Source organism: bacterium (assembly GCA_016702305.1).
Lineage (GTDB): Bacteria > Electryoneota > RPQS01 > RPQS01 > RPQS01 > JABWCQ01.
The window spans coordinates 485,955-508,315 of record JADJEH010000002.1; the positions used below are offsets into that span (position 1 = coordinate 485,955).

19 protein-coding genes and 1 riboswitch are annotated in these 22,361 nt (G+C 58.2%); of the genes, 14 read left to right on the top strand and 5 right to left on the bottom strand.

Going from position 1 to position 22,361, the window contains the following annotated elements; genetic code table 11:
• Positions 1-67 precede the first annotated feature (67 nt).
• Positions 68-1,450: a sodium:solute symporter family protein gene (locus IPH10_06530; GenBank protein ID MBK6910576.1), complete on the bottom strand. Its 1,383-nt coding sequence runs from the start codon at positions 1,448-1,450 to the stop codon at positions 68-70.
• Positions 1,451-1,453: 3 nt separating this feature from the next.
• Positions 1,454-3,913: a TonB-dependent receptor gene (locus IPH10_06535; protein ID MBK6910577.1), complete on the bottom strand. Its 2,460-nt coding sequence runs from the start codon at positions 3,911-3,913 to the stop codon at positions 1,454-1,456.
• A gap of 94 nt (positions 3,914-4,007) precedes the next feature.
• Positions 4,008-4,114, bottom strand: a riboswitch (TPP riboswitch).
• Between the two features lie 178 nt (positions 4,115-4,292).
• Between IPH10_06535 and IPH10_06540 the strand changes: the two genes are divergently transcribed.
• From IPH10_06540 to IPH10_06570, 7 genes are all read left to right on the top strand, one after another.
• The gene (locus IPH10_06540) at positions 4,293-4,793 is read left to right on the top strand and encodes an Rrf2 family transcriptional regulator (GenBank protein MBK6910578.1); all 501 of its coding nucleotides are present in this window, start codon (positions 4,293-4,295) and stop codon (positions 4,791-4,793) included.
• Between the two features lie 91 nt (positions 4,794-4,884).
• Positions 4,885-5,631 carry a Fe-S cluster assembly ATPase SufC gene (gene sufC, locus IPH10_06545; GenBank protein MBK6910579.1) on the top strand — a complete coding sequence of 249 codons (747 nt, stop codon included), beginning with the start codon at positions 4,885-4,887 and terminating at the stop codon, positions 5,629-5,631.
• 6 nt (positions 5,632-5,637) lie between these two features.
• The gene (locus IPH10_06550; protein ID MBK6910580.1) at positions 5,638-6,213 is read left to right on the top strand and encodes a hypothetical protein; all 576 of its coding nucleotides are present in this window, start codon (positions 5,638-5,640) and stop codon (positions 6,211-6,213) included.
• On the top strand, positions 6,210-6,965 hold the full coding sequence (locus IPH10_06555; protein ID MBK6910581.1) for a hypothetical protein: 756 nt from the start codon (positions 6,210-6,212) through the stop codon (positions 6,963-6,965). The genes IPH10_06550 and IPH10_06555 overlap by 4 nt, the downstream gene beginning before the upstream one ends.
• Positions 6,966-7,721 (top strand): hypothetical protein, encoded by a 756-nt coding sequence (locus tag IPH10_06560; GenBank protein ID MBK6910582.1) that lies wholly within the window; start codon positions 6,966-6,968, stop codon positions 7,719-7,721.
• A gap of 43 nt (positions 7,722-7,764) precedes the next feature.
• Positions 7,765-9,174 carry a Fe-S cluster assembly protein SufB gene (sufB, locus tag IPH10_06565; protein MBK6910583.1) on the top strand — a complete coding sequence of 470 codons (1,410 nt, stop codon included), beginning with the start codon at positions 7,765-7,767 and terminating at the stop codon, positions 9,172-9,174.
• On the top strand, positions 9,167-10,378 hold the full coding sequence (locus IPH10_06570; GenBank protein MBK6910584.1) for a SufD family Fe-S cluster assembly protein: 1,212 nt from the start codon (positions 9,167-9,169) through the stop codon (positions 10,376-10,378). Before sufB ends, IPH10_06570 begins: the two co-directional genes overlap by 8 nt.
• Before the next feature lie 80 nt (positions 10,379-10,458).
• On the opposite strand, the gene IPH10_06575 is transcribed toward IPH10_06570, so the two are convergent.
• The gene (locus tag IPH10_06575) at positions 10,459-11,007 is read right to left on the bottom strand and encodes a hypothetical protein (protein ID MBK6910585.1); all 549 of its coding nucleotides are present in this window, start codon (positions 11,005-11,007) and stop codon (positions 10,459-10,461) included.
• A gap of 122 nt (positions 11,008-11,129) precedes the next feature.
• Here IPH10_06575 and IPH10_06580 point away from each other — a divergent pair, with 122 nt between their 5' ends.
• From IPH10_06580 to IPH10_06600, 5 genes are all read left to right on the top strand, one after another.
• Positions 11,130-11,477 carry a non-heme iron oxygenase ferredoxin subunit gene (locus IPH10_06580; GenBank protein ID MBK6910586.1) on the top strand — a complete coding sequence of 116 codons (348 nt, stop codon included), beginning with the start codon at positions 11,130-11,132 and terminating at the stop codon, positions 11,475-11,477.
• A 5-nt stretch (positions 11,478-11,482) separates the two neighbouring features.
• Positions 11,483-12,697 carry a cysteine desulfurase gene (locus IPH10_06585; GenBank protein ID MBK6910587.1) on the top strand — a complete coding sequence of 405 codons (1,215 nt, stop codon included), beginning with the start codon at positions 11,483-11,485 and terminating at the stop codon, positions 12,695-12,697.
• Positions 12,694-13,119, top strand: coding sequence for an SUF system NifU family Fe-S cluster assembly protein (locus tag IPH10_06590; protein ID MBK6910588.1), 426 nt, complete (start codon positions 12,694-12,696; stop codon positions 13,117-13,119). The genes IPH10_06585 and IPH10_06590 overlap by 4 nt, the downstream gene beginning before the upstream one ends.
• A gap of 165 nt (positions 13,120-13,284) precedes the next feature.
• Positions 13,285-14,385 carry a prephenate dehydrogenase/arogenate dehydrogenase family protein gene (locus IPH10_06595; protein ID MBK6910589.1) on the top strand — a complete coding sequence of 367 codons (1,101 nt, stop codon included), beginning with the start codon at positions 13,285-13,287 and terminating at the stop codon, positions 14,383-14,385.
• Between the two features lie 63 nt (positions 14,386-14,448).
• Positions 14,449-15,567 carry a prephenate dehydrogenase/arogenate dehydrogenase family protein gene (locus IPH10_06600; protein MBK6910590.1) on the top strand — a complete coding sequence of 373 codons (1,119 nt, stop codon included), beginning with the start codon at positions 14,449-14,451 and terminating at the stop codon, positions 15,565-15,567.
• A gap of 78 nt (positions 15,568-15,645) precedes the next feature.
• Here IPH10_06600 and IPH10_06605 read toward each other — a convergent pair whose 3' ends face one another.
• Entirely contained in the window at positions 15,646-17,067 is a 1,422-nt protein-coding gene (locus IPH10_06605) for a PAS domain-containing protein (protein MBK6910591.1), read from the bottom strand.
• Complete coding sequence (locus tag IPH10_06610; protein MBK6910592.1) at positions 16,982-18,049, bottom strand: hypothetical protein; 1,068 nt, start codon at positions 18,047-18,049, stop codon at positions 16,982-16,984. Before IPH10_06610 ends, IPH10_06605 begins: the two co-directional genes overlap by 86 nt.
• Positions 18,050-18,257: 208 nt before the next feature.
• On the opposite strand from IPH10_06610, the gene IPH10_06615 reads away from it, so the two are divergent.
• Together IPH10_06615 and IPH10_06620 are read left to right on the top strand one after the other, a co-directional pair.
• A complete protein-coding gene (locus IPH10_06615; GenBank protein MBK6910593.1) occupies positions 18,258-20,339 on the top strand; it encodes a T9SS type A sorting domain-containing protein in 2,082 nt (693 codons plus the stop codon).
• A gap of 36 nt (positions 20,340-20,375) precedes the next feature.
• Positions 20,376-22,352 carry a VCBS repeat-containing protein gene (locus IPH10_06620; GenBank protein MBK6910594.1) on the top strand — a complete coding sequence of 659 codons (1,977 nt, stop codon included), beginning with the start codon at positions 20,376-20,378 and terminating at the stop codon, positions 22,350-22,352.
• Positions 22,353-22,361: the final 9 nt, after the last annotated feature.

Here is a 22,361-nt window from a genome sequence, read left to right on the forward strand (position 1 = left end):
GACCACAACAAACAACGAACCCGCCAAGTGCTTGGCGGGTTCTTGTTTTTCGAGTCTGTCCGGCAGTCTACGGGCGCCGTACCATAATCGGCAGTAAGGTCAGCACGCTGATAGCTAACCCGATAAAGATCGGCTCGACGCCGAGCCAATAGTCACCATTCCCTGTGAAAAGGTTCGAGACTCGCCAAATCAACGCGGCCAAACCGGAAGCGATCATGGAAAACACGACGGGTCGTTCGCGCAATTGCCGCCTGCCGAACCACGCCCACAGCGCGGGAAAGAGCAGGGCCGGTGCGGTAATCGAACCAATGGCATGCCACAGCGAGACCACCGACTCCGAGAACCACGCCAAACTCAGGGCGCACACCAGGCCGATCGCCGCGCCGAGTTTCACCCAGCGCAGTTCTTCAGCCTCGCCCGTTGCGCGGCCGCGCATGACCACGTCGCGGCCCAGCGCCGCTCCAGCGATGAAGACGTAGCTGTCAATTGTCGAAGCCACCGTCGCGACCATCGCGGCAAGGAAAAGTCCAAAGGCTCCCGCAGGGAGGACCTGCCGAGCAAGTTCTGGAAACGCAAACACGGGAGATTGAATTTCCCCCAGAATCGCGCGGGCATATAACCCCGTCGCCGTGGTCATGAAGTCAAAGATCGCCCAAAACACAATGGCGATGAGAATGCCCGGCAAGACAAGCTTCTCGGACCTCGCGGCGTATGAGCGTTCATAGAACAACGGCTCCACCAGCGTGGTGGACGCGATAACGTACCAGACAAGTACCGCACCGATCGCCTGTCCACCGGTCGGCGACAGGAGCTGCGGCTCAACATGCGCGCGAATGAACTCCAAGCCGCCGAACTCACGGTAGAGCATGGACACCATCAAGGCAAATCCGGCATACATCAACGCGAATTGCAGGAGATGTCCTTGCACCACACCGCGCAAACCGGTCGGAAAGAGAAACAGCGTGGAGACCGCGGCGCCAACAATCAGCGACGCGTGATAAGGCCAGCCGAACATCCATTCGATGAGTTTACCCAGCATCAGCAAGTACGCCGCAGGCATGGCCGTCAGGAATATGATGGCGCCGCAGGCCCGCGCCGCTCCGGTCCCGTAGGCCTGCTGGAAGCGGTCGGGCAGCGACATCAGCTGCGCTGCCCGTGCGCGCTTGGCGAGCACCAGTGCAAATATCAGCGCGTAGAGATAGTAGGGTATGCCAAAGACGAACCAGTTGGATAACCCGTACAGGTAGGAGTACTCGCTGACGCCGAGAATCCCTCCGTACCACGACGAAACCAGGGACATCACGAATGCGGGCAGCGACAGATTCCGCCCCGCCATCAAGTAGTCATTGAGTTTTCCGGCGGGCCGCCAAGCACCGACGGCAAACACCGCTCCGACTGACAGGACGACGACGGTCAAATCAACCCAACTGGCTTCAAGCAAACCGCCCATCGGCTATAGTTCGACGGCCAGCGTCGTGTAGATTGCCCGCGGCGCCCCGACGATGTAGGTGGATCCGTAGCCGACCGTCTCGTGCTCTTTATCGAACAGATTGCTGATCCGCAAGCGCAACTCGGCCAGCGGGATATTCCCGGGCAGGTTGTGCAGACGGTATCCCAAGTCGAGATGCGCCAGCGTGTAGGCCGGTATCGCGGTGTCCTTGTTCTCGCTGTTATCCGTAAACTGCTTGCCTACGAACCGGCCTCCGACTCCGCTGAAGAAATTACCGTGATCGAAGTCGGCCTGGATGTTGGCAAGGTAGCTCGGGTCCTGCCCGATGCGGTTACCGTCACGCTGGGTTGGTTGGAACGTATTCCAGTCCACCTCGGAGTACGATACGAATGCGTGATCCGTCAGTGCCAAATTCCCCGAGCACTTGAAACCGGGCAAAGGCGCGATTCCGCCGACGATCTCCACCCCCTGGTGCAGCACTTCGTCCGCATTGGCCGAAAGCAGATTCCCCAGGTCGTCGAGCTGACCATTGTCCGTCACGATGGCGTCCGTAAGCTGCATCCGGTAGTAGTTCACGCCAATATGCGCCGAACGCCACTGGGCGATTGCGCCGATTTCCACGTTGAAAAGCTTCTCGTCATCGAGCATCTGCCCAATATACTCGCCACCCGCCGCGCCGTGTGCGAACCGATCCGGCGCAACGACTGGAGATGAATAGTAGTCCTGGGCGTTATACAAGTCCCGGAACGCCGGCTCCCTCTGCGCCCAGGACAAATTGCCGTATAACGCGGTCAGCGGTGTGCCTGCCGACGCTTCGAGCAGCCGATAATTCAGTCCGATGCGCGGCGACACGGCGCTGAAGCTCTGCTCAAGCGTCACGCCGAACAACCGGTCATCGAGCATTGTGTAACGCTGCGACTTGACCTGCAAATCCGCCATTAGCCGCAGCGGCCTGGCCAATTGAATCAGATTGTGCACGTAGCCGGCATACACCTGCTTCCCGACGCGATAGTCGTAGTAGTGCTGGTCCGGCTCTGCGTCCGCGGGCAGGGCATTGGCCCACTGCACCGTGCCTTCGTGCCGTGCTTTGTGCAGGCGCAGCTCCGCGCCGACAACGGTCTGGCCGTAGCGGTGTGACCACGTGACACGGGGCACCCAACCGCCGTCAAGCTCCGCGATATTCCGCCGCTGCAGCAAATCAGTCGTGAGTTCGCCCGGCGCCAGGTCAAAGAAGTATTGACTCAAGTCTTGTTCAGTCCGGTACTGGTCGTAGTATCCGTCGCCGCGAAAGATGTAGAGGGAGTTGTCCGCGATGACATGGTCGCGCACGCGCCACGAATCGTGAAGCTCGTAATGCGGCTGGAAAAAGTTGTCAATCTCGCCCGCGAATGTGAACGGGTTGAACCGGCGATCGCTGTCCCGATCTCCGGTCACCGATCCGTCGAGGTATTCTTTCGATATCCCCTCGTAGGCCAAATGCGTGCGCTCCGGTCCACCGTAGAAGATCATGCGCGTCGTGTGCCGACTCGAGAAGCGCGTGGCCGCCAGATAATAGCTCCACATTTTCGCCCACGAGCCGAAGCGGTAGCCATCGGTTTCCATACGCGTCAGACGCCCTGCGAATCCAAGACGCTCTCCAACCCGCCCGGACGAGAATTGCACGCTCGCCCGTCGCGTATTCCACGATCCGTACATTCCTTCGGCGCGCAGCCGCGGCCGATCCCCCTGCCCCGGCGTCGTCGTCACAAGATTAATCGAACCGCCGAGCGCCGCCGCGCCGTAAAGGGAGTTGCCCACGCCGCGCTGGGCTTGGATGTCTTGCACGTCCTCGGCAAAGTCCGGCAGGTCAATCCAGAACACCTCGTGCGACTCCGCGTCATTCAACGGAATGCCGTTCAGATAGACTCCCACCCGATTCTGGCTGAAACCGCGCATGCGCAAATATGAGTAACCGAAGCCGTTCCCGCCGTCGGAGTACGTATTTACGTTCGGCAACTGTGTAAGCAATAGTGGCAGGTCCTGAGCATGATTCGTGCGGTCGAGCTGAGTGCTATTCACGTTCGAGAACGTCACGGGATAGTCGGAATTCACCCGCGAAGTCGTCACGGTAACATCGTCCAACCGGTATTTCGGGGCGTCTTGAAAAGCCCCTGCGCCGTCAGGTCCTTGCCCAAAGGGCTTTAGCTCCACGTTGTATTCAGTCTGTTCGGCATCGGCCAGGACCAGCACCGCAGCCAGCGGCGCATAACCCGGCTTGGATATTCTGACGACAATGCTCGCCGCCGCATAACTCTCGGTATGATAGCGCCCGAAGCGGTCACTCACAGCGGCTGTGTCCAAGTCTACCTCAATCAATGCGCCTTCAATTGCCCGTCCGGTCGCCCAATCGCTGACGATCCCGGTGAGCGCGGATTGTGCCCACAACGAGCCCGCCCAAACCAAACTTACCAGCAAAATCTTCATCACAGTGTCTCCAAGAAAACAAAAAGCCGCAGCTCGTTCAATAGAACGGCCACGGCCTATCACCAAAGAAGAGGGCGCATAAGTGAGCGGCTCTTCATTCGACCGCGCCGTTTCCTTCGCCGGCATTATCCGGATCAGGTTCGGAGGGACTCTCTCAGGCCGCTTGCGGATTGCTCCGTTCGACCACCCCTACGGCTGCATGGGCAAGATACGCAACCTACCCGAATCAGTCAAGCACGGGGTCAGGTGAACCGAATATGCCTCTCGCGGGAAGTTTCACAAAGTAAATCTCAATGTACTGTGACAAAGGCACTTGACTCATGAAAGGATTCAAGTTATATTTAATGCGACTTGATTAGTCATATTTAGGAAAATCCACATGTTAATTTCGCTGCAAGCCGATTATGCCCTCCGACTCCTGATGTTTGTCGCTCGTGGACACTCCGAGGGCAAGACGTTCGTCACGCGGGACATCGCTGAACAACAGCACATCCCACGCGTTTTTCTGACGAAAATCGTCGCTTATCTGTCTGCGGAGGGCCTGCTCGAGACCCATCGCGGCAAGGGAGGCGGCATTGCCTTGGCGCGGAAGCCGGAAGAAATCAATATGTTGGAGATAATTGAGGCGTTTGAAGGCAGTCTGGCCTTCAACGAGTGTACGACTGACCCGCATTCTTGCGTGCGGTCGCAAGAGTGCACGATTCGCCACGTCTGGCGCGAGGCAGAAGACAATTTGCGTGGGTTCTTCCGGACTCGGTCCCTGCAGGATCTCTTGGATATCGAGAAGACCCAGTACTTCACCCAGATCCAGTCCATTTTCCAGACTTCGGACAATGGTGCCACAGGCGACCATCCGAAGCCAATTCCAGCAGTCTCTTAGACCGTTGAACGTTGCCTGGCTGTTGCGGGCCGCCGCGCCAACTGCGGCTTCATCGGATTAGATCATTTGACCATTACTTAGCGGAGCGTTTGTGAAGCAGCTCGAAATTCGTGACCTGTTCGTCGCCGTCGAAGGCAAGGAGATTCTGAAGGGCCTGAACCTGACCGTTCCGGTCGGTGAGGTGCATGCGATCATGGGACCCAACGGCAGTGGCAAGTCCACTTTGTCCGCCGCGATCATGGGCCATCCGAAATACGAAGTCACCGGTGGCGACATTATCTGGGGCGGCGAGAGCCTGTTGGAGCTGGAACCCGATGTTCGCGCCAAGCAGGGTCTGTTTCTGGCGTTTCAATATCCGCAGGAGATTTACGGCGTGTCCGTGAACAACTTTCTGCGTTTGGCGATGACTGAACGCTTTGGCCAGACGCCGAGCTTCAAGGAATTCGATGCTGAAATCAAGAAGTGGCTCGAATTGCTCGAAATTCGTCCCGAGTTCACCAAGCGCTTCCTGAATGAAGGATTTTCCGGCGGCGAAAAGAAGCGCAATGAGATCTTGCAGATGGGGATGCTTAAGCCCGAGATGGCAATCATGGACGAGACCGATTCCGGTCTCGATATTGATGCGCTCAAGATCGTCTCCAATGGCGTGAATACGCTGCGCGGTCCGAATTTCGGTGCACTGGTGATCACGCACTATCAGCGCCTGCTGAACTATATCGTGCCCGACTATGTACACATTCTCGTGGATGGTCGGATTGTCAAGTCCGGCGACAAGTCGTTGGCCCTGACGCTTGAAGAGCAGGGCTACGACTGGATCAAGGACGAAGTCGCGGCCTAACGACTCGTGTCCGATCAGGTCGCACAGCTTCTGGCGCGCGTGCGCTCCGAGTTGCAGCTCAGTGTCCAGTTGACTTCTGCGGGCAAGATCGAACTGGACGCTTCCGGTTTCAGTTTGCCCAAGTGGCCGAAGAAGCTCGACCCGCAGCGTTGCGTCGTAATAGACACAACGGCGGCCGCCGACGGCTATGCCTGGCCGACTCCCCGCTTTGAAATTCTCATCGCCAACCTCGATTCAATCGGGTTGGCGGTCGTGCAGGTCGGCGATCCGTCATCCGAGAAATTGCAGCGCGCGCAGCAGCATTTTGTCAGGCTGGCTCCACCCGAACGCGCCGCAGTGATTCAGCACGCACAACTCTGGATTGGCCACGATACCCTCTGGCGCACCGTCGCCGCCGCAGTTGACAAACCGCAAGTCGTGATCGCTTTGAATAAGATTGTACCGGTGTGGAAAAACACGTTTGTGGTTGACTCGGCCGGCCACGCGCCTGAAAGCGCGGCACTGGGTCCGGTGTCGGTAACCTCTGTCGCCACGGCCGTGCGCGACGCACTCAAGCAACTCGGAGTCCCCGCGCAATTGTGACCCCGCTCGGTCCGCGCTACGGCTCGCCGCTGATTCAGGCGCGCTATTCCTGCCAAGCCTGGTGGCACGACGCGCGGCATCCTCAAGAGCCGATCGTCGTCACGCATTGCGGCAAGCTCGGTGATTTCATCGCCACATTGCCCATCGCGAGTTGGCTCTTTAGAACGCGTCGCCGCAAGATTCACTTCGCTCTCGCGCGCAGCTTCGCGCCGTTCGCGCAGATCGAATCGCTGCTGCTCTTGCAGGACATGACGCACGCGGTCACGCTGTTGGATTTCCCGGTCGTTGATTGGGAGAAGGGTGGCGAACCCTATATCCACGACCCGAACCGCTTTGGCATCGCGACATCCGAGTATTACAATTTTGGTTTTCGACGTACGCCGCGCCGCTTCGTTCCGGAATATGTGGCAGAAGAGCACGGCGTCGGTTACGATTCCGAATTTCGATTGAAGCTCGGCGATTTCCCCGGTACTGCCGAAGTGCTGGTCAGCGACGAGCACATGCTCGTCGAAGTGCCGCACGCTAAACCGCTCGATCTGACGCAGGACATTCTCGCCAATGCCCGGCGCATGGCGGGTGCGCGCGAAGCGCACGTGAGTCAGTCCGGGCTGTTTCATATTTTAGACTGGGCGGGCATAACGCCGACGCGCGTCTACATCTATCCGCACTCCGTCAATATCCACCTCTTTAGCCGCCGCCTGTCCGAGTTCGAGATTGTCAATGTGCAGCGCGACGTGCGGCCGCGCAAGTAAATGCCGAGTTACATAATTCACAGCGGATGGTGGTGCGACGAGACCGGGCGGCACATCGGCGCGCAATATAACGAGTCCGACGACCGCATCCGCACGCCTCGCTTCTTCGACGTCTGGTACGATTGCGTGACGCGGTTCGCCAATCCGCTGCAGATTTTCGTGGCGGACTCGGCCAGTCCGCTCAAGCCGGACTTGACCGGCAAGCACGTCGAGTGGGTGAATCTACAGCAGAATTTTCAGCACGGCATGATCTGCGTGGGGCAATACGGCGGCTGGACGCGCGCCTTTGCGCTCGGCGCAATGCATGCGTATTTAAACGACGCCGACTACTCTGTTTTTCTCGAGCAGGATTGCCTGATCGTCGGTGAGAGCATCATTGAGCGCGCCATCGCCAGCATGGGCCGTGCGCGAATTTCCTATGGTGCTACCAGTCCGGTGCGCATCGAACAGAGCTTCGTTATCATCCGCCGTGACTATATCCTCAAATTCCTCGGCGATTTTCTGGGGATGAAGCAGAGCGACCGTGATCTATTTACCGAAGTCAAGTTTCAGCGTTTGCAGAAACGCGCGCGCGTCCTGCGCGCTCTCGGGCTGTCTGCTCCGGGTTTTGCGCCGCTGCCGATGGGATTTGGCCGCAATCGGCCCTTGGACGTAACGGTTGCACAGTTTTACGCACAACAGTGGTCCCGAGCGGAACTGGAAGCGCTGCAAGCGCGTGTCAAGTTTGAGTCATTGTCCCGTTTGCTGAGCGCATAGCGCGCCGACTTCTTTTTTGTAATTTCTCTACTGGAGATAGTCTATGCCCGTGTCGAAGGAATTCTCTCTCGACCTCGACAATTACGATCGCTATGGATTTTCCGTACGCGAGGCGAATTTGATCAAGTTCCCCAAGGGCTTGTCGCGTCAGGTCGTGGATGAAATTTCCGCGCAAAAACAAGAACCTGACTGGATGCGCGATTTGCGCTTGAAGGGTTTCGAGTATTTCAATCGCAAGCCGTTGCCGATGTGGGGGCCGGACCTGACCACGATTGATTGGAACGATATCCACTACTATATCAAGCCGACCGACAAAGTCGCGCATGATTGGGATGCCGTGCCCGCCGAAATTCGCGAGACCTATGACAAGCTCGGCATCCCCGAAGCGGAAAAGAAGTTCCTCGCGGGCGTCGGCGCGCAATACGAAAGTGAAGTCGTCTACCACTCCCTGCAAGAGCAGTGGCAGAAACTCGGCGTTGTCTTCCTCGATACTGACTCCGGCCTGCGCGAGTACCCGGATCTGTTCAAGGAATATTTCGCGCGTTGTATCCCCGCCGGCGACAACAAACTCGCCGCGCTGAATACGGCGGTTTGGTCGGGCGGTAGTTTCATCTATGTGCCCAAGGGTGTGAAGGTGACGATTCCTCTGCAGGCGTACTTCCGCATCAACGCGCAGAACGCCGGGCAGTTCGAGCGCACGTTGATCATCGCTGACGAAGGTTCGCAGGTTCACTATGTCGAGGGCTGTACCGCACCGGTTTATTCAAGCGACTCGCTGCATTCGGCGGTCGTGGAAATTTACGTCAAGCCGCACGCCAAAGTGCGTTACACTACGATTCAGAATTGGTCGAAGAACGTCTATAATCTCGTGACTAAGCGCGCCATCGCCGAAGAAGGCGCGACGATGGAGTGGGTGGACTGCAACATCGGCTCGAAAGTCACGATGAAGTATCCGTCAGTCTATCTGACCGGACGCGGCGCCAAGGCGGACATTTTGTCGGTGGCGTACGCTGGTCAAGGCATGCATACCGAAGCTGGCGCCAAGGTCTACCATCAGGCCCCGGACACGACGTCGGTGATCCTGTCGAAGTCCATTTCTCGCGGCGGCGGCCGCACGAGCTATCGCGGTTTGGTGGATGTCGCCGAAGGCGCGAAGAACAGCAAGAGCAGCGTCAGTTGCGACGCGCTGTTGCTGGATGATCACAGCCGCAGCGACACGTATCCGTACATGAATATTAAAGAGGACCGCGTGGAACTCGGTCACGAGGCCACCGTGTCGAAAATCGGCGATGAGCAGGTTTTCTATCTCCAAAGCCGCGGCATATCCGAGGAAGAAGCCATGACCATGATCGTGCGCGGCTTCATCGAACCCGTAGTCAAGGAGCTGCCGATGGAATACGCGCTCGAAATGAATCGTCTGATCCAATTGCAAATGGAGGGTTCCGTTGGCTGAGACCCTCGCGACCAACTTGCCGATGAGCTATTTAGAGAAGATATCGAGTGGTCCGTCGCTCCTGCATTCGGACGACCGCGCCTCCGACTTAGGCGTCGCCCGCGCCGCGGCGCTGCCCGCGGCGGATGTGGAAGAGTGGCGTAAGAACAAGGCGTCCGCGTTCCCGTGGTCGTTGGTGGAATCGGCCGACGAACACACGCGCCTCGATGTTTCGGTTACGGTGCGCAATGGTTTGACTCCTGACGCCTTGACCGCAACGGCGCAGGACCGCGAGATGTTCGCGCCGCTGCTCGCCATTGAGCCGGACAATTTTGATGGGAAGTTCCTGCACTATCATCGCGCGCTTACGCCGCAGCCCGTTTGCCTGCGCATTCCGGCTAAGAGCGAGCGCGTCGTGCTTGATCTGACTCATCGTCATCATGGCCCGGGCCTGGCTGCGCCGACCACTTTGATCATCGTCGAGCGTGGTGCCGAAGCTGTGGTCTACGACCGTTGGTTTAGCGACCAGGAAACTGCGTGGATTGGCCGGACGGAGATCATTGTCCGTCAAGGCGCGCGCCTGCACTTCGTCCAGGACGAGAACGTGCCTCGCACAAGTTCCATCTATCGTACGGGCCGGATTACCGTGGAGCGCGACGGCTACGTCAACTGGTGCACCTTTACAACCGGCGCTGCATGGCATCTGTCAAAACTGCGTTTTGATCTGGTCGGAATCAATACTGAAGCGCATCTGAGCGGCCTGTTTGCGGGCGACGAAACGGAGTTTGCGGAGCACCGCACGCATCAGCACCACAACACGCCCAACGGCTTCTCGAACCTGTTGTTCAAGACCATGCTCGCCGGGCAGGCGCATTCGATCTATCAGGGGATCATCACGGTGCCGCAGCATGCGCAAAAGACGGACGCGTATCAAACCTGCCGCAATCTGATGCTCGATCCGGGTACGCACGCCGACGCAATTCCCAAGCTGGAGATCATTGCCGACGACGTGAAGTGCTCGCATGGCGCCAGTATCGGCACGCTCAACAAGGATCAGATGTTCTACCTGCAGGCGCGTGGTTTGACGCGGCGTCAGGCCATGACGGCCGTTGCCATGGGTTTTGCCGAAGAGGTCATTCAGACCGTGCCTGAGGTTTTTGAAGATGTCCGGCAGAGTTGGCGTGAGCGAGTCGCGCTGGCTGTGGGACGCGCGTCCGGAGAGTAACGAAGATGACAACGCCCCGCGCAAAACTGCACGGGGCGTCGCCATTTGCTGCGGGTTCAATAGTGCCCGCTAAATATTGTTCAGTTGCTGCGGGCCAGTCTGCGCCCGATGATGTAGCGCGAAAAATGCAGCACCTTGCATTCGATCCAGCCGTTGTCAGGATTCACCCAAGTGTCGAGTTCCTCAAACCCGCCCGTTGCGGGATTGTAGAAATAGTAGGCTGCATCCGCGGCATACGTGTCAGCGGGCCAGTCAATGACGGTTGAATCCAACCAGACGCCTACTGAATCCGCAAAGACCATTCCGCTCGGACCGTACTCGAGTTGCGAGTAAGTGGCATCCTTGACAACGATATCACATTCGAGTGCCGGATGTGAACCCAAGCAGCCGGGATAAACGAACAATCCCACCATATCTTCGATCTCCACGTGTGTGGTGTCCTCGTTCGTAACCCACAGCGCGGCTTGGAAGTTGGCGGCCGCTGCACGAGCCCGGCCCGAGTCGCTCCACATAAAGAATTCCGATCCACCGCCGGGTCCTGCAGCGAGCATATCAGATGTCGGCTCGGCTGGAAAGGTCTGCGGATCAGCATCATTCTCGTCACAGCCGTTGGTCCAAATCATGGCCAATAGCCCAACCAATACAATAAGCCGGTTCATAGGCACCATCTTTCTTTGTGATCCTCTACTCGTCACCGAGAATGGCAAACAATGGGCCATAATTAGTCACATCAAGTCGGGTAAGCTAAAGTATGAGTTTGGAAACACAACTCGTTAAGATCTGTTCGATATCCGATCTGCCGCGCAATAGCGCCAAAGGTTTTCAAGTGGGTGAACTCGCGCTGGCCTTGTTCAACGTCGATGGTCACGTATACGCCACGTCGGATATCTGTTCTCATGAAGACGAATACCTTTCGGACGGCTGGATGGAAGGCGATTGCATCGAGTGTCCGCGCCACGGCGCGCGTTTCAGTTTGAAAACTGGCGCGGCATTGTCGCTGCCCGCGACCAAGGCGATTGACACGTTTGCCGTCGAACGCAAAGGCGAGGACATCTTCGTCGCGATACCGTTAAAATTTCTGCAGCAGCAGGGAGCCTGAGCATGTTGCTCGGTCGTGACGTCCGCAAGGACTTTCCCATTCTGAATATTAAGGTAAACGGCAAACCGCTGGTCTATCTGGACAGCGCCGCCAGTTCGCAGAAGCCGTTCGCGGTACTCGAATCGTACTGCAAATTCTGCGAGTCGCGCTATGCCAACGTGCATCGCGGGATTCACACATTGGGTGAAGCCGCTACCGGCGACTATGAAGAGGCGCGCCGCGCCGTCGCCGAGTTTATCAAGGCGCCGGCGCTCGAAGGCGTGATCTTCACCCGTGGAACGACCGAGTCCATCAATCTTGTTGCAACTTCGTACGGTAAGAAGTTCATTAAGCACGGTCAGGCGATTGTGCTGACCCCGATGGAGCACCACGCGAACCTTGTCCCGTGGCAATTGGCGGCGCATGCCGTCGGCGCGGAACTTCGCTTCATTCCGATCAAGAGTGACGGCACGCTCGACATGATTGAAGCGCGCAAGTTGATTGACGCGAAGGCCGCCTTGCTCGCTGTAACGCACGTGTCCAATGTCCTTGGCACAATCAATCCCGTCGGTGAATTGGTTGAACTGGCGCACAAGGTCGGTGCTAAGGTGTTAATAGACGGTGCTCAGTCCGTGCCGCACATGGCCGTCAGCCTGCGCGAGCTGAATCCGGATTTTTTCGCGTTCTCCGGTCACAAGATGCTCGGCCCGACGGGCGTCGGCGTACTCTATGGCCGTCCCGAGATTCTTAATGACATGGACCCGTTCCTGACCGGCGGCGAGATGATCCGCGAGGTCTTTCTCGATCATGCGACCTGGAACGACCTGCCCTACAAATTTGAAGCGGGCACGCCCGCGATCTCCGAGACCATCGGCCTAAGTTCCGCGATCCGCTATCTGACCGCGATTGGCATGGACAAGATTGAACAGCATGATCAGCAACTGACCATGCACGCGCTGGAGAAGCTCTTAGCGGAGCCGGGGGTCGAGGTCTACGGACCGCGTACCCACCGCGGCGCTGTGGTATCATTCAATGTCCCCGGCGTGCACCCGCACGACCTCGCGGCCTTGCTGGATCGTGAAGGCGTGGCCATCCGCGCCGGGCATCACTGCTGCCAGCCGCTGATGCGTTGGCTCGATGTCAGCGCCACTGCCCGCGCCAGCATGTATCTCTACAACACCACATCCGATATTGACGCCCTCGTCGAAGCCATTCGTACAGCCCGCGCGGTATTGGCATGAGCGAACTCTACAGCGAAATCCTGCTCGACCACTACCGCCTGCCGCGCAACAAAGGCGCGATGGCCGATGAAACGCTGAAAGTAGAGGGCAAGAACCCGCTCTGCGGCGACGAACTGACGCTCCATCTTCATGTTGACGACGGTGTTATCAGCGGTCTGACGTTTGAAGGCACGGGGTGCGCGATTTCCATGGCCAGCGCCTCGATGTTGACGGAAGACCTCAAAGGGCGCAACGTTGCCGATGTGCAACGCCGGATAGAGCAGTTTCGCCAGTTCATCCGCGACGGCCGAGAGCCGGAGGGGGAGCCGCTCGAAGATTTGGCGGCGCTTTCGGGGGTAGCACAACTGCCTGTTCGGGTAAAATGTGCTACCTTGCCGTGGACGACCATGGAAGAGGCGCTCAAAGAGCTCGCTGCCAGATAGGCATAGACTGTTGAAAAAGGCCCCGTTTCGGGGCCTTTTGTCGTTATTCTTCGTCCGCGATGGTCAGCTAACACTTGCGGGAAGCCATAGAGAACGCTATATTGCGCTGGTTCCGGATGGCCTGAATTTTGCGCAACCGTTGGGTTCACCAACTCTGGAATGGTTATGCACAGTCAGCTTTCGGACCTTCGTCGCATTTGCCTATGGGGTCTGGACCCCGTGGCCGCTTCAATCGGCCTTGCCATTCGCCGCTCGGGTTTTCGCGGCACAATTTATGGCGTGGATGACACGAACGCCGTAAAACGGGCATGGACTCACGGATGCATCAATGACGGCGGCGCCAACTCACAGGTCGGGATCAAGAACGCCGATCTGGTCATTCTCTCTCGCTATTGCACCAACCCACGGGATCGGCTGGCCGAGGCCTTGGACTCCGCGCAGCCGGACTGCATATTGCTCGAAACATCCGCTGTCAAAGGGCATGAGACAGTAGTTTTTGAATCGTCAACGCGCAACGACGTCCACTACATCGGCTTTCACATGGTGCAGGACGATCCGGCGCTGACCGTCGCGTGTAATCCGTCACCCTTCTTTTTTGAGTCCAAGGCGATCATTCTGACGCCGCGCATTCGGGCGGACTATCCGGCGTATAAGATTTTGGCAGGAGCCTTTGAGAATTCCGGTGCGACTGTCATCGCCATGAGCCCGCAGGCCTTCCATGAACGAGTTGCGCTGATGGATTTTGTGCCGGACCTGCTGGACTTCGTCGAGCTTGAAGTGGCCCTCATGTCGAACCGGGATGACAAGATCACGCCCGAATACCTTGGAATCCGCCTGAAAGAGCGCCTGGATCGTCTTGCCGACCTGCATCAATCGTCGTGGCATGACGCCATCGTCGGCACCCGCGATGCAGTGGATCAGCAACTCGCCGTTGTTGAGCAGGCAATTCAGTCTATTCGGGAAAATTTACGGGCGGGATCGTTGCGCAATCGCGTGGCCTCGTTGCTGGTGCAGGCCGAGTACTTGCAGGGGCAAGGAAGCCCGGCGGGCGATCTCGAATTAGTCGTCGTTACCGGCGGCGACCCGAAGACGATGGAACGAATTTCCAAAGCGCTCGCCGAAGCGCACGTGAATATTGAAAAGATCGAGCAGCTGCGCGGCGAGACGAACGGCGCCTATAAGCTGATTATGCCGGATGTTGAAGCCTGTTCGCGCGCCGCCTCCGCGTTAAAGGCTGCCGGTATTGGTACTGAACAGCTCGTTTGATTCGGAGACTGGTTTCTGGAACAGCACACTTCCTCACCCGCCGCGGATGCCGTTGAACTGACGTTGCCCGATCCGCTTGAGCTTCTGCAAACGGATTTTCGCAAGATCGCGTTGCTGGGCGTTGGGCTCATCGGCGGCTCGATAGGCCTGAAGCTGAAAGCGATGGACTACGCGGGAACGATCGTAGGCTACGACCGCAGTGAAGTGCTTGAAGAAGCGCTAATGCGCGGCGCGATTGACCAGGGTGCGGGCGATATTGCGGAAGCAATTGCCGGCGCCGATCTGATCGTCATGGCTATGGCCGCAGATGAAGTTGGCAAGATGCTGCCGACGATTCTGCGCACTGCCGCGCCGCATGCCGTGGTGACGGATACGGCCGGCGCGAAGAGTCAGGTCCTCGCAGCCGCCCGCGCTGTAACGGACGCCAAGGCGGTCTTTATCGGCGGTCACCCGCTGGCTGGCAGCCTGCGGCAGGGTATCTCGAATGCCCATCCCGAGCTGTTTGCGAGCGCGTACTGGATTCTCACGCCGGACGAGCAAGTTCCTAACGAGAACCTGACGGCACTGAAGTGGTGGATCCGCATGCTGGGCGCCCACCCGATCATTATCAACGCGGATATCCACGATCGCATCATCGCATCAACGACGCACATGCCGCTCGTGTTTGCGCTTGCGCTGACAGATTGGCTGGCCACTCAGAGCCGCGACTTGAGTTTGGTGCAGAAGCTCGCGACCGGGCATTTCCAATCCATGACGGCGATGTCGTCGCTGCCCCTGCAAGCGTGGGAGTCAGTACTGGCGGCCAATCGCGATCAAACTCTCGCCGCATTGGCCAGTTTTCGCGCGCACTTCGATGAAATTGAGGCGTTGTTCAAATCGGGCAAGCTCGACGAGGTGTGGCAGCGCGCCTATTCCTTCCAGCGAAAATTGGCGCGTGAACGTCCGGGTGACTGGGATTCACAGTCCGAACTCACGGTGATCGTGTCGGACAAACCGGGCAGTCTCGCGAACGTGGCGGGACTCTTGGCGGAGCACGGCATTAACATCCGCGACATCGGCGTGCTGCATAGCCGGGAGCGGCAGGGTGGACTCTTGCGGGTGTCGCTCGAGTCACTCACCGACGCTCGCAACGCGATACAAATTTTGCAGATTCACGGCTACACAGCGATGCGCCGCGACTAATTTACGAGAAGTCTTTCAACAGAAACGGTAGGCCCAAGGCCTACCGTTTTTCGTTGATTGTCGTTGGTAGCGCCGCGCTTAGTCGTTGGCCACAGTCGCCTCAAGTTCGAGATTGGTAAGCCGCGTAACCAGCTCGTCAAGCTCAAACGGTTTGCCGAGCAACTCATTCGGCCCGTCGGGCAACTCGTCACTCAATGTGTCCGAGAGTCCAACGCAGGGCACGGCGCCATAGCGGGCGCGAACGGTTTCCAGCCAGTCACCCGGCGCATCAAAGTCGCCAAGGTCGAGCATAATGAACTCTGGCCGTGTGTCGGCGCGCACGAGCCACAGCATCGCGTCGTCAAGATTCGTGAATACCTCGCATGGGTGGCCAAGACGTTCAAGCATACGTCGCGCGACGTCGCGCACGGTTGGGTTGGTGACCACAAGCATCCCCGGCCCGAGTGGAATGCTGACTTGCACCGGTGCTTCGGGAGCCCGCAGAATCTGCTCGTTCAACTGCTCGGCCACGTTTTCAGCATAGTCCGCTAAATCATGTATGCTCTGGGCAGTAAGTTCAGGCGCGCGGGCCACGACGACCAGCAGAGTCGGTTCGCCCTCAATCTTGATCAAGTCATGCTGGAACGAGCATACCAGGCATTCGCCATCGCCGCGTTGTATCTGCACAGTCGCTCGCAACTGCTCTTCGTCCCACGGCCATTCGGCAAAAGTCTCGATGTTCTTGCCGACCAGCCCGGGGTGAATCGCGCCGAACAAGTCGGAGGCTGCAATATTTGATTCTTGGATCATGTGAGTGCGCGGATCAACCAGCAAGATCGCTTCGTCGGCGATAGCGCACAGCGTATTGAAATTCTCCTGCGCCTGATGCAAAGCGATTTGCAGGCTTTGCGCGTCCGACTTCTTCATGCCGTAGAGCAGCATGCCGTTCGCGGTCGGCACGGGATAGAAATCATGGACCCGCGATCCGAACAAGCTCTCAAAGCGCTGCGCGCGCTCCGGATCCACAATGGCGGCTACCTGCGCCGCTTCGAGGCCCGGCAACACTTCATGCAGATACGGAGCTTCAGTCAATCGTGAGCTGATGTCGAGCGCGGCTCGATTGCATTCGGTGACCCGGCCAGCCTGGTCAACCAGCAGAATTGGCTGCGGATTCAACTCGTCGAGCACGGACACGACCGGTTGCAAGCCTGTGCGCTCGCCTGCGTCCACCGGCCGGTTCTCGATAAACTCGAGTGCCACGGCGCCTGGTCCTGGCGTACCGCCTGACAGCCGAGTGGCTACAATTTCTCCGTCAAAGTAATGCCGATCATTCAGGCACAGCAGCCAACTGCCTCCCGTGAAGTCCGGACCCGCCGCTACCACAAGGAACTCTTTCAGCGGTCCCCGGAAACTCGAACCAATCACCGACACGTTTTCATCGGGTTGCCCACTCTTGGGCAGATGCAGCAGCCCGCGGGCGGCGGAGTTCACGCGTAGCAGCTTGCCGGCTGGATCCACCACGGCCAACGGTGTGCGAACGGCCTGAAAGATTTGCCGAAACGTGACAGTCTCCGGTTGTGCCTTTGGCTTCCTCAGACTCGACTGTAACAGGGGTCACTTGCGTCGAGGGCTCGGGAGCCGGTTTGCGGCGAGGCCGCAAAGCCAGCACGAGAAATGCCGTTCCAGCCGTCAGCAGGACCAACGCTCCCACGGAACTTCCTGCTCCGGTTGGGGCATTGATTTCGGATACCAGCAACAGGGCTTGCATGCCGGGTACGTGGATTTTGCAAAAGGCCAACGGCAACCCATTGTCCATGGAGATCAGGCCATTCGCCTGCGACAGCAAGATGGTCCAAGTTCCGGCGCCTATCGGTGGCTCCGACTGGTAGGTCGAGGCCAGAAACGTCTCTTTCGGACCATTCATAAGCGCCCACTGGGCGGGAGGATCAGTCGGCACGGCAAATAGCGATTGGGGATCCACCAGCGCCAGCAAACGACCGGGTTCCGGATTCTGGTCGTCCGCAGGCGGAGCGTATTGCATGGCCAGGAAACGTCCCGGGCCAGTCGGCCGCCCGCTCAACATGATGTCGGGTGCTTCGGGCTGTTGGAAGTTAACCAGAGCATCAGCCAAACCGGACGTATCCCCGAAAACGGCATGCGGTTCACCGGTTGACCGCAAAAGTGCCCAACCGCGCGGTCGAGGTGCATCCGGGGGCCAACTGTCCAGAATCCCGGACAGCTTGTTTTCCACACGCCACCCAGCCCATTCGGCGGGGTGTTCGACCATGGTGGTCACGTCGTGACGCAGCAACTGGTCGCGGAACGCCGAGCGTACGGACAGCAACTGCGTTTCCCATGACCCGGCCAAATTGCGCAGTCGAGCCAGTTCGAGCTGTTGAAAATCGCCCTCGGCCGATTGCAAATGGCCCATCGAGAGCAGGGCTCCACCGAGGAGGCCGGTCATTCCGATGGCAATTCCGATGATTTTGACGAATGGACGCATGCGTGACAACCTGTTGCAAACCGTTGAGAGTATGTAATCAGTCCATGACCGAGCAAATACCTTGCCTTGTGCGACTATCTTGACACTCTCCGGCGAAATCGCTAACTTGTGATTTTACAGAGCGTGGGAATGCTGCAACCGGCCTATCGGGCAGGCCGAAACCGTGCAAGCCGCGATGATGGAAATGAGAAACGCAAGGAGGTGGACTATGGGAGGTGGCCTGGCGGTCATCTGGGGTCTATTGTGTTGCGTGGTCACGATGAGTTGGGCGACGGCACCGGATGTCGTGACAAGCCGCACGTATGATGAACGCGGAGAGTTTACAGCGATAACACTTGTGTCGGCCGACACGCTGAGCGGCACGTACCTGACTGGCATCGGATTGCAGTCGTTGTACCAAGGCTATGTTGTCAAGATTGATTCGGTCGGCGCACCGCAATGGACGCGCCAGTGGGGCAATACGAACTATATGTTCGATTGCCTATGGGATCAGGATGGTGGTAAATTAATCGGCTACACGTCGGAGAACAGCACGCTGGATTATAAGGTCATCCTGTATAATGCGGCTGGTTCCCTGCAAGACAGTTGGGACTTTGGCGCCAACACTCGTGCTGATCGCGGCTATTCCGCGGCGCGCTACGACAGCGCGCGACTCTTGATCGTAGGCTCTGTGACGCCGGGTGATTCGAGCGCGAGCGATGGCAACCTTGTGCATCTTGATCCGGCAGGCGCGATTGAATGGTCCCGAACATATCACTCCAGCGCCGTCCTGCGCCGGGTAGAGCGGGTTGATGATCAAATTTGGCTCTACGGCACGGCGGATAGCGTTGCCGGTCGCCATCGAGATTTTTGGATGGCGCGCACGGACACGCTGGGTGTATTGCTCGCCGCGCATCGCTTCGGCGGAACTCGCGGAGACGAACTATATGACGCGCAGCGCATGAACGCTGACCTGACGATTCTTGTCGGAGCCACGCACCCGGCGAACGACACGGCTCAGACTGACATCTGGATCTTGGCAACCAATGACTCCGGAGATAGTCTCTGGTCAAGGCGCTTCGGCGGTACTGAGAATGATGCCGCGCTGTGCGTGCAGTCTGTAGCGGACCGTGACACAGGCTTCATCGTGGGCGGCTACTGGTCGGAACAACTGCTGGGTACGCACAACGCGTTCTTGCTGAAGATTGATCAAGATTTTGACAGCATCTGGGCCATTGTTCCTGTGGACACGTCCGTGGCGACGGAGTTCCGCGATGTCGAGGTGGACGAAGACTATCACTATCACGCGGCAGGCCTGTCCAGCTCCGGTATTCCCCACGGCTTCTATGTCCAGACAGGGGTAGACCCGGCTGCTCCGGTGCAGCACGACCCCGAACCGTTTTCGCTCATCACGCCTGCGAGCGGGGGTCTAATCCTAACCGATACCATTCGTTTTCGTTGGGAGGCCGCGACCGATCCTGATCCCGGTGATCAGATTGCCTACGCCTTGCTACTTGATACAGACACGCTGTTTGACAATCCGACTAACCCCGCGCCGATTGGTCCGATCTTCCCGAGTACCTATCTGCTGACTCGCACCGACGATATCTTCGACCGCTATTGGCGTGTTGTTGCGCAGGACCAGCACGGAAACCTGCGCACCTGCTCGGACCGGCACTGGCACGTCCGCAAGATACGCCCCGATTCAACGCAGCGCTTTAACCTGCTCGATCCCCCTAACGGCGGCGCGATTCCCAACCCGTTCGCCGAGTTCGCCTGGGAACGCGCGCTCGATCCTGACAGCGCCGATGAACAGGTGCTGTATAACTTGTTCTTCCAGGTCGGCGATTCCATTTCGTTGATTGACACGATCTATTCGACCAGAGTCACCGTGGATTTCACCGACCATTCGTTTATTCACCAGAGCGACACGGTGTCGTGGTGGGTTGTCGCCGACAGTGACTATCCGATGATGCAGCGTGCTTCGAATCAGACGTGGACCTTCATCAACTGGAATACATCGAGCCCCGTGCGGCCCGATCTGCCGTTGGCTTTCGCGCTGGAGCCGGCCTATCCGAATCCTTTTAATGCATCGGTCACTCTGCGCTACACAATCGCGCAAGCCGGTGCGGTCCGTTTGGATGTCTTTGATGTTACCGGCCGTCTGGTGACGACGCTTGTGAACGAACAGGCGACACCCGGTGCGCACAACGTGCAGTGGCAGGCCGGGAATGCGTCGTCCGGACTATATTTCGCCAGACTCGTTCAGGGCGGCAATGTTGCCGCGCAGAAGCTCCTCTTGCTCAAATGATGTTTGCATAGTTTCGCCAAGCAGAAAACGGTGTCTATGGTCTCGCGACTCTTGATTTGCATCCTGATATTGCTGTTGGGCGGACGCGCCCTCGCGCAGTCATTCACGTCGCACGTGCTGATGCGGGACATCGGCGGCGCCTGGGACGTGAACACCCGTGACTACGATGGCGATGGCGACTTTGATGTGCTGGCGTCCACGTGGATTCCCGGCGGAGTATTCTACGGTGAGCATCGTCCCGGCGACACTCTGGCAACTGTGGAAGCCTATGTAGCCAGCAGCAGCGGCCGTGATCTGGCCAGCGGGGATTTCGACGGCGATGGAGATGTGGATGGCGTGTTTGCCTCATACGGCGAAGACCGTTACATCTTTCTGCGCAATGAGCCGGCGCAAGTCCCGAGCGAGCGATTCGATGCATTTATCATGGCGGAAATGGCCAGCGGGCCGAATGCCTTGGTGAGCGCGGATGTTTCTGGCGATGGTGTTGTGGATCTGGTCGCCACCGAGCTGCGTTCGAGTACGAATCAAATCAGGATTTTCCAACAAATAGCCGGATCCTTAGAAGAAGTTTGGCTGAGTTCATTGCCGCACGATCCGCTGGCGGTGACCGTCGCCGATTTGAATGGTGACGGCACCCTTGAGATACTGATCGCCACAGCGACGGACGGCGGCTTGTATGTCATGCGCCGCAATGCGAATGGCGGCTACGCGATCACGCAGGACATCCCCAATTTCTATCTGGCGGCGATTACGGCCGGAGACTTAGACAACGACGGCGCGGTTGACATTATCTGCGGTGACTTCGAAAGTGACGTTTTCAGGCGCTGGGAATGGAACGGAACCGGTTGGACCTTGTACACCTTGCCCGGTTCGCTGAACAATCCGCGCGCCGTAGCCATGGCGGATTTTAACTCCGACGGCCTAGTGGATTTTGCGGGCACTGGCGAAGGGCAAAATGGCGGCAGCGGTGGGTTGGCGTGGTGGCGGCAAACAGCGAGCGGCGCGTTTGTGTATCAATCGCTCTCGAACCAGTCGGGCTTCGTCGGCCTTGACGTAGTGGATTTCGATCGCGACGGAGACGGTGACTTAATCGTCGCCAATCGCGAGATTGAGCAGGTCTTGTTCTATGAGAATCTGATGGGTTCACCGACGCGTATCATTGGCCACGTAACGGCGGAACGCGGCGGCGAACCGATAGCAAATGCGCGTGTGACGGCCGTGGAAACCGGTGTTTCGACGTTGACGGATCCGCTCGGCTACTATGCCCTCGGCATGATCGAAGGCACATTTACGCTGCGCATCGAGCATGCTTGCTGGGCCACTACCGACATTCCCGGCGTGCAGACGGTTCGGGATGACACGACATACGTGGACGAGCAATTGCGCCGCGCGGTAATTGATTTGCCAGTTACGTCGCTGAATCTGTTCATTCAGAATGAGCAGGTTTCGACGTATGAATATTCTATCGGTAATACAGGTGATGCGGATTTGCGCATCGCGGCGTCAATCACAGGCTTTGCGCCGCAGGCGCCGTGGGCCAGTGTCGTGCCGGGCGAATTGACGATTGCGCCGGGCCAAAGCGGATCGTTGACCGTCACGCTGACTCCCGACACGACGAACGAAGCGAATTACGAGTTTTTGGGCGAACTGGTGCTGCGCACAAATTCCTGCCCCGATACGGTTGTCGATGTCGCACTCGTGATCATAGTCCTCGACGCTCCAGAGCGTGGTGCCGACCTGTTGCCGATGACGACCGGCCTGTTACCGGCCTATCCTAATCCGTTTAACCCGGTGGTGACCATACCCGTGGCGATCGCGGACGGTGGGCACTATGCCGTGCGGGTCTACGATATTCTGGGTCGTGAGGTCGCGCAATTATTCGACGGGCCTCTGCTGCCGGGACGCTTTGCCTTCACTTGGCAGGCGAGTGGACATGCGTCGGGACGATACACGGCTGTCTTGACGAACGACGGAAACTCGCGGTGGGAAACGCCGCTAACGATGATCAAGTAAACTTTCGAT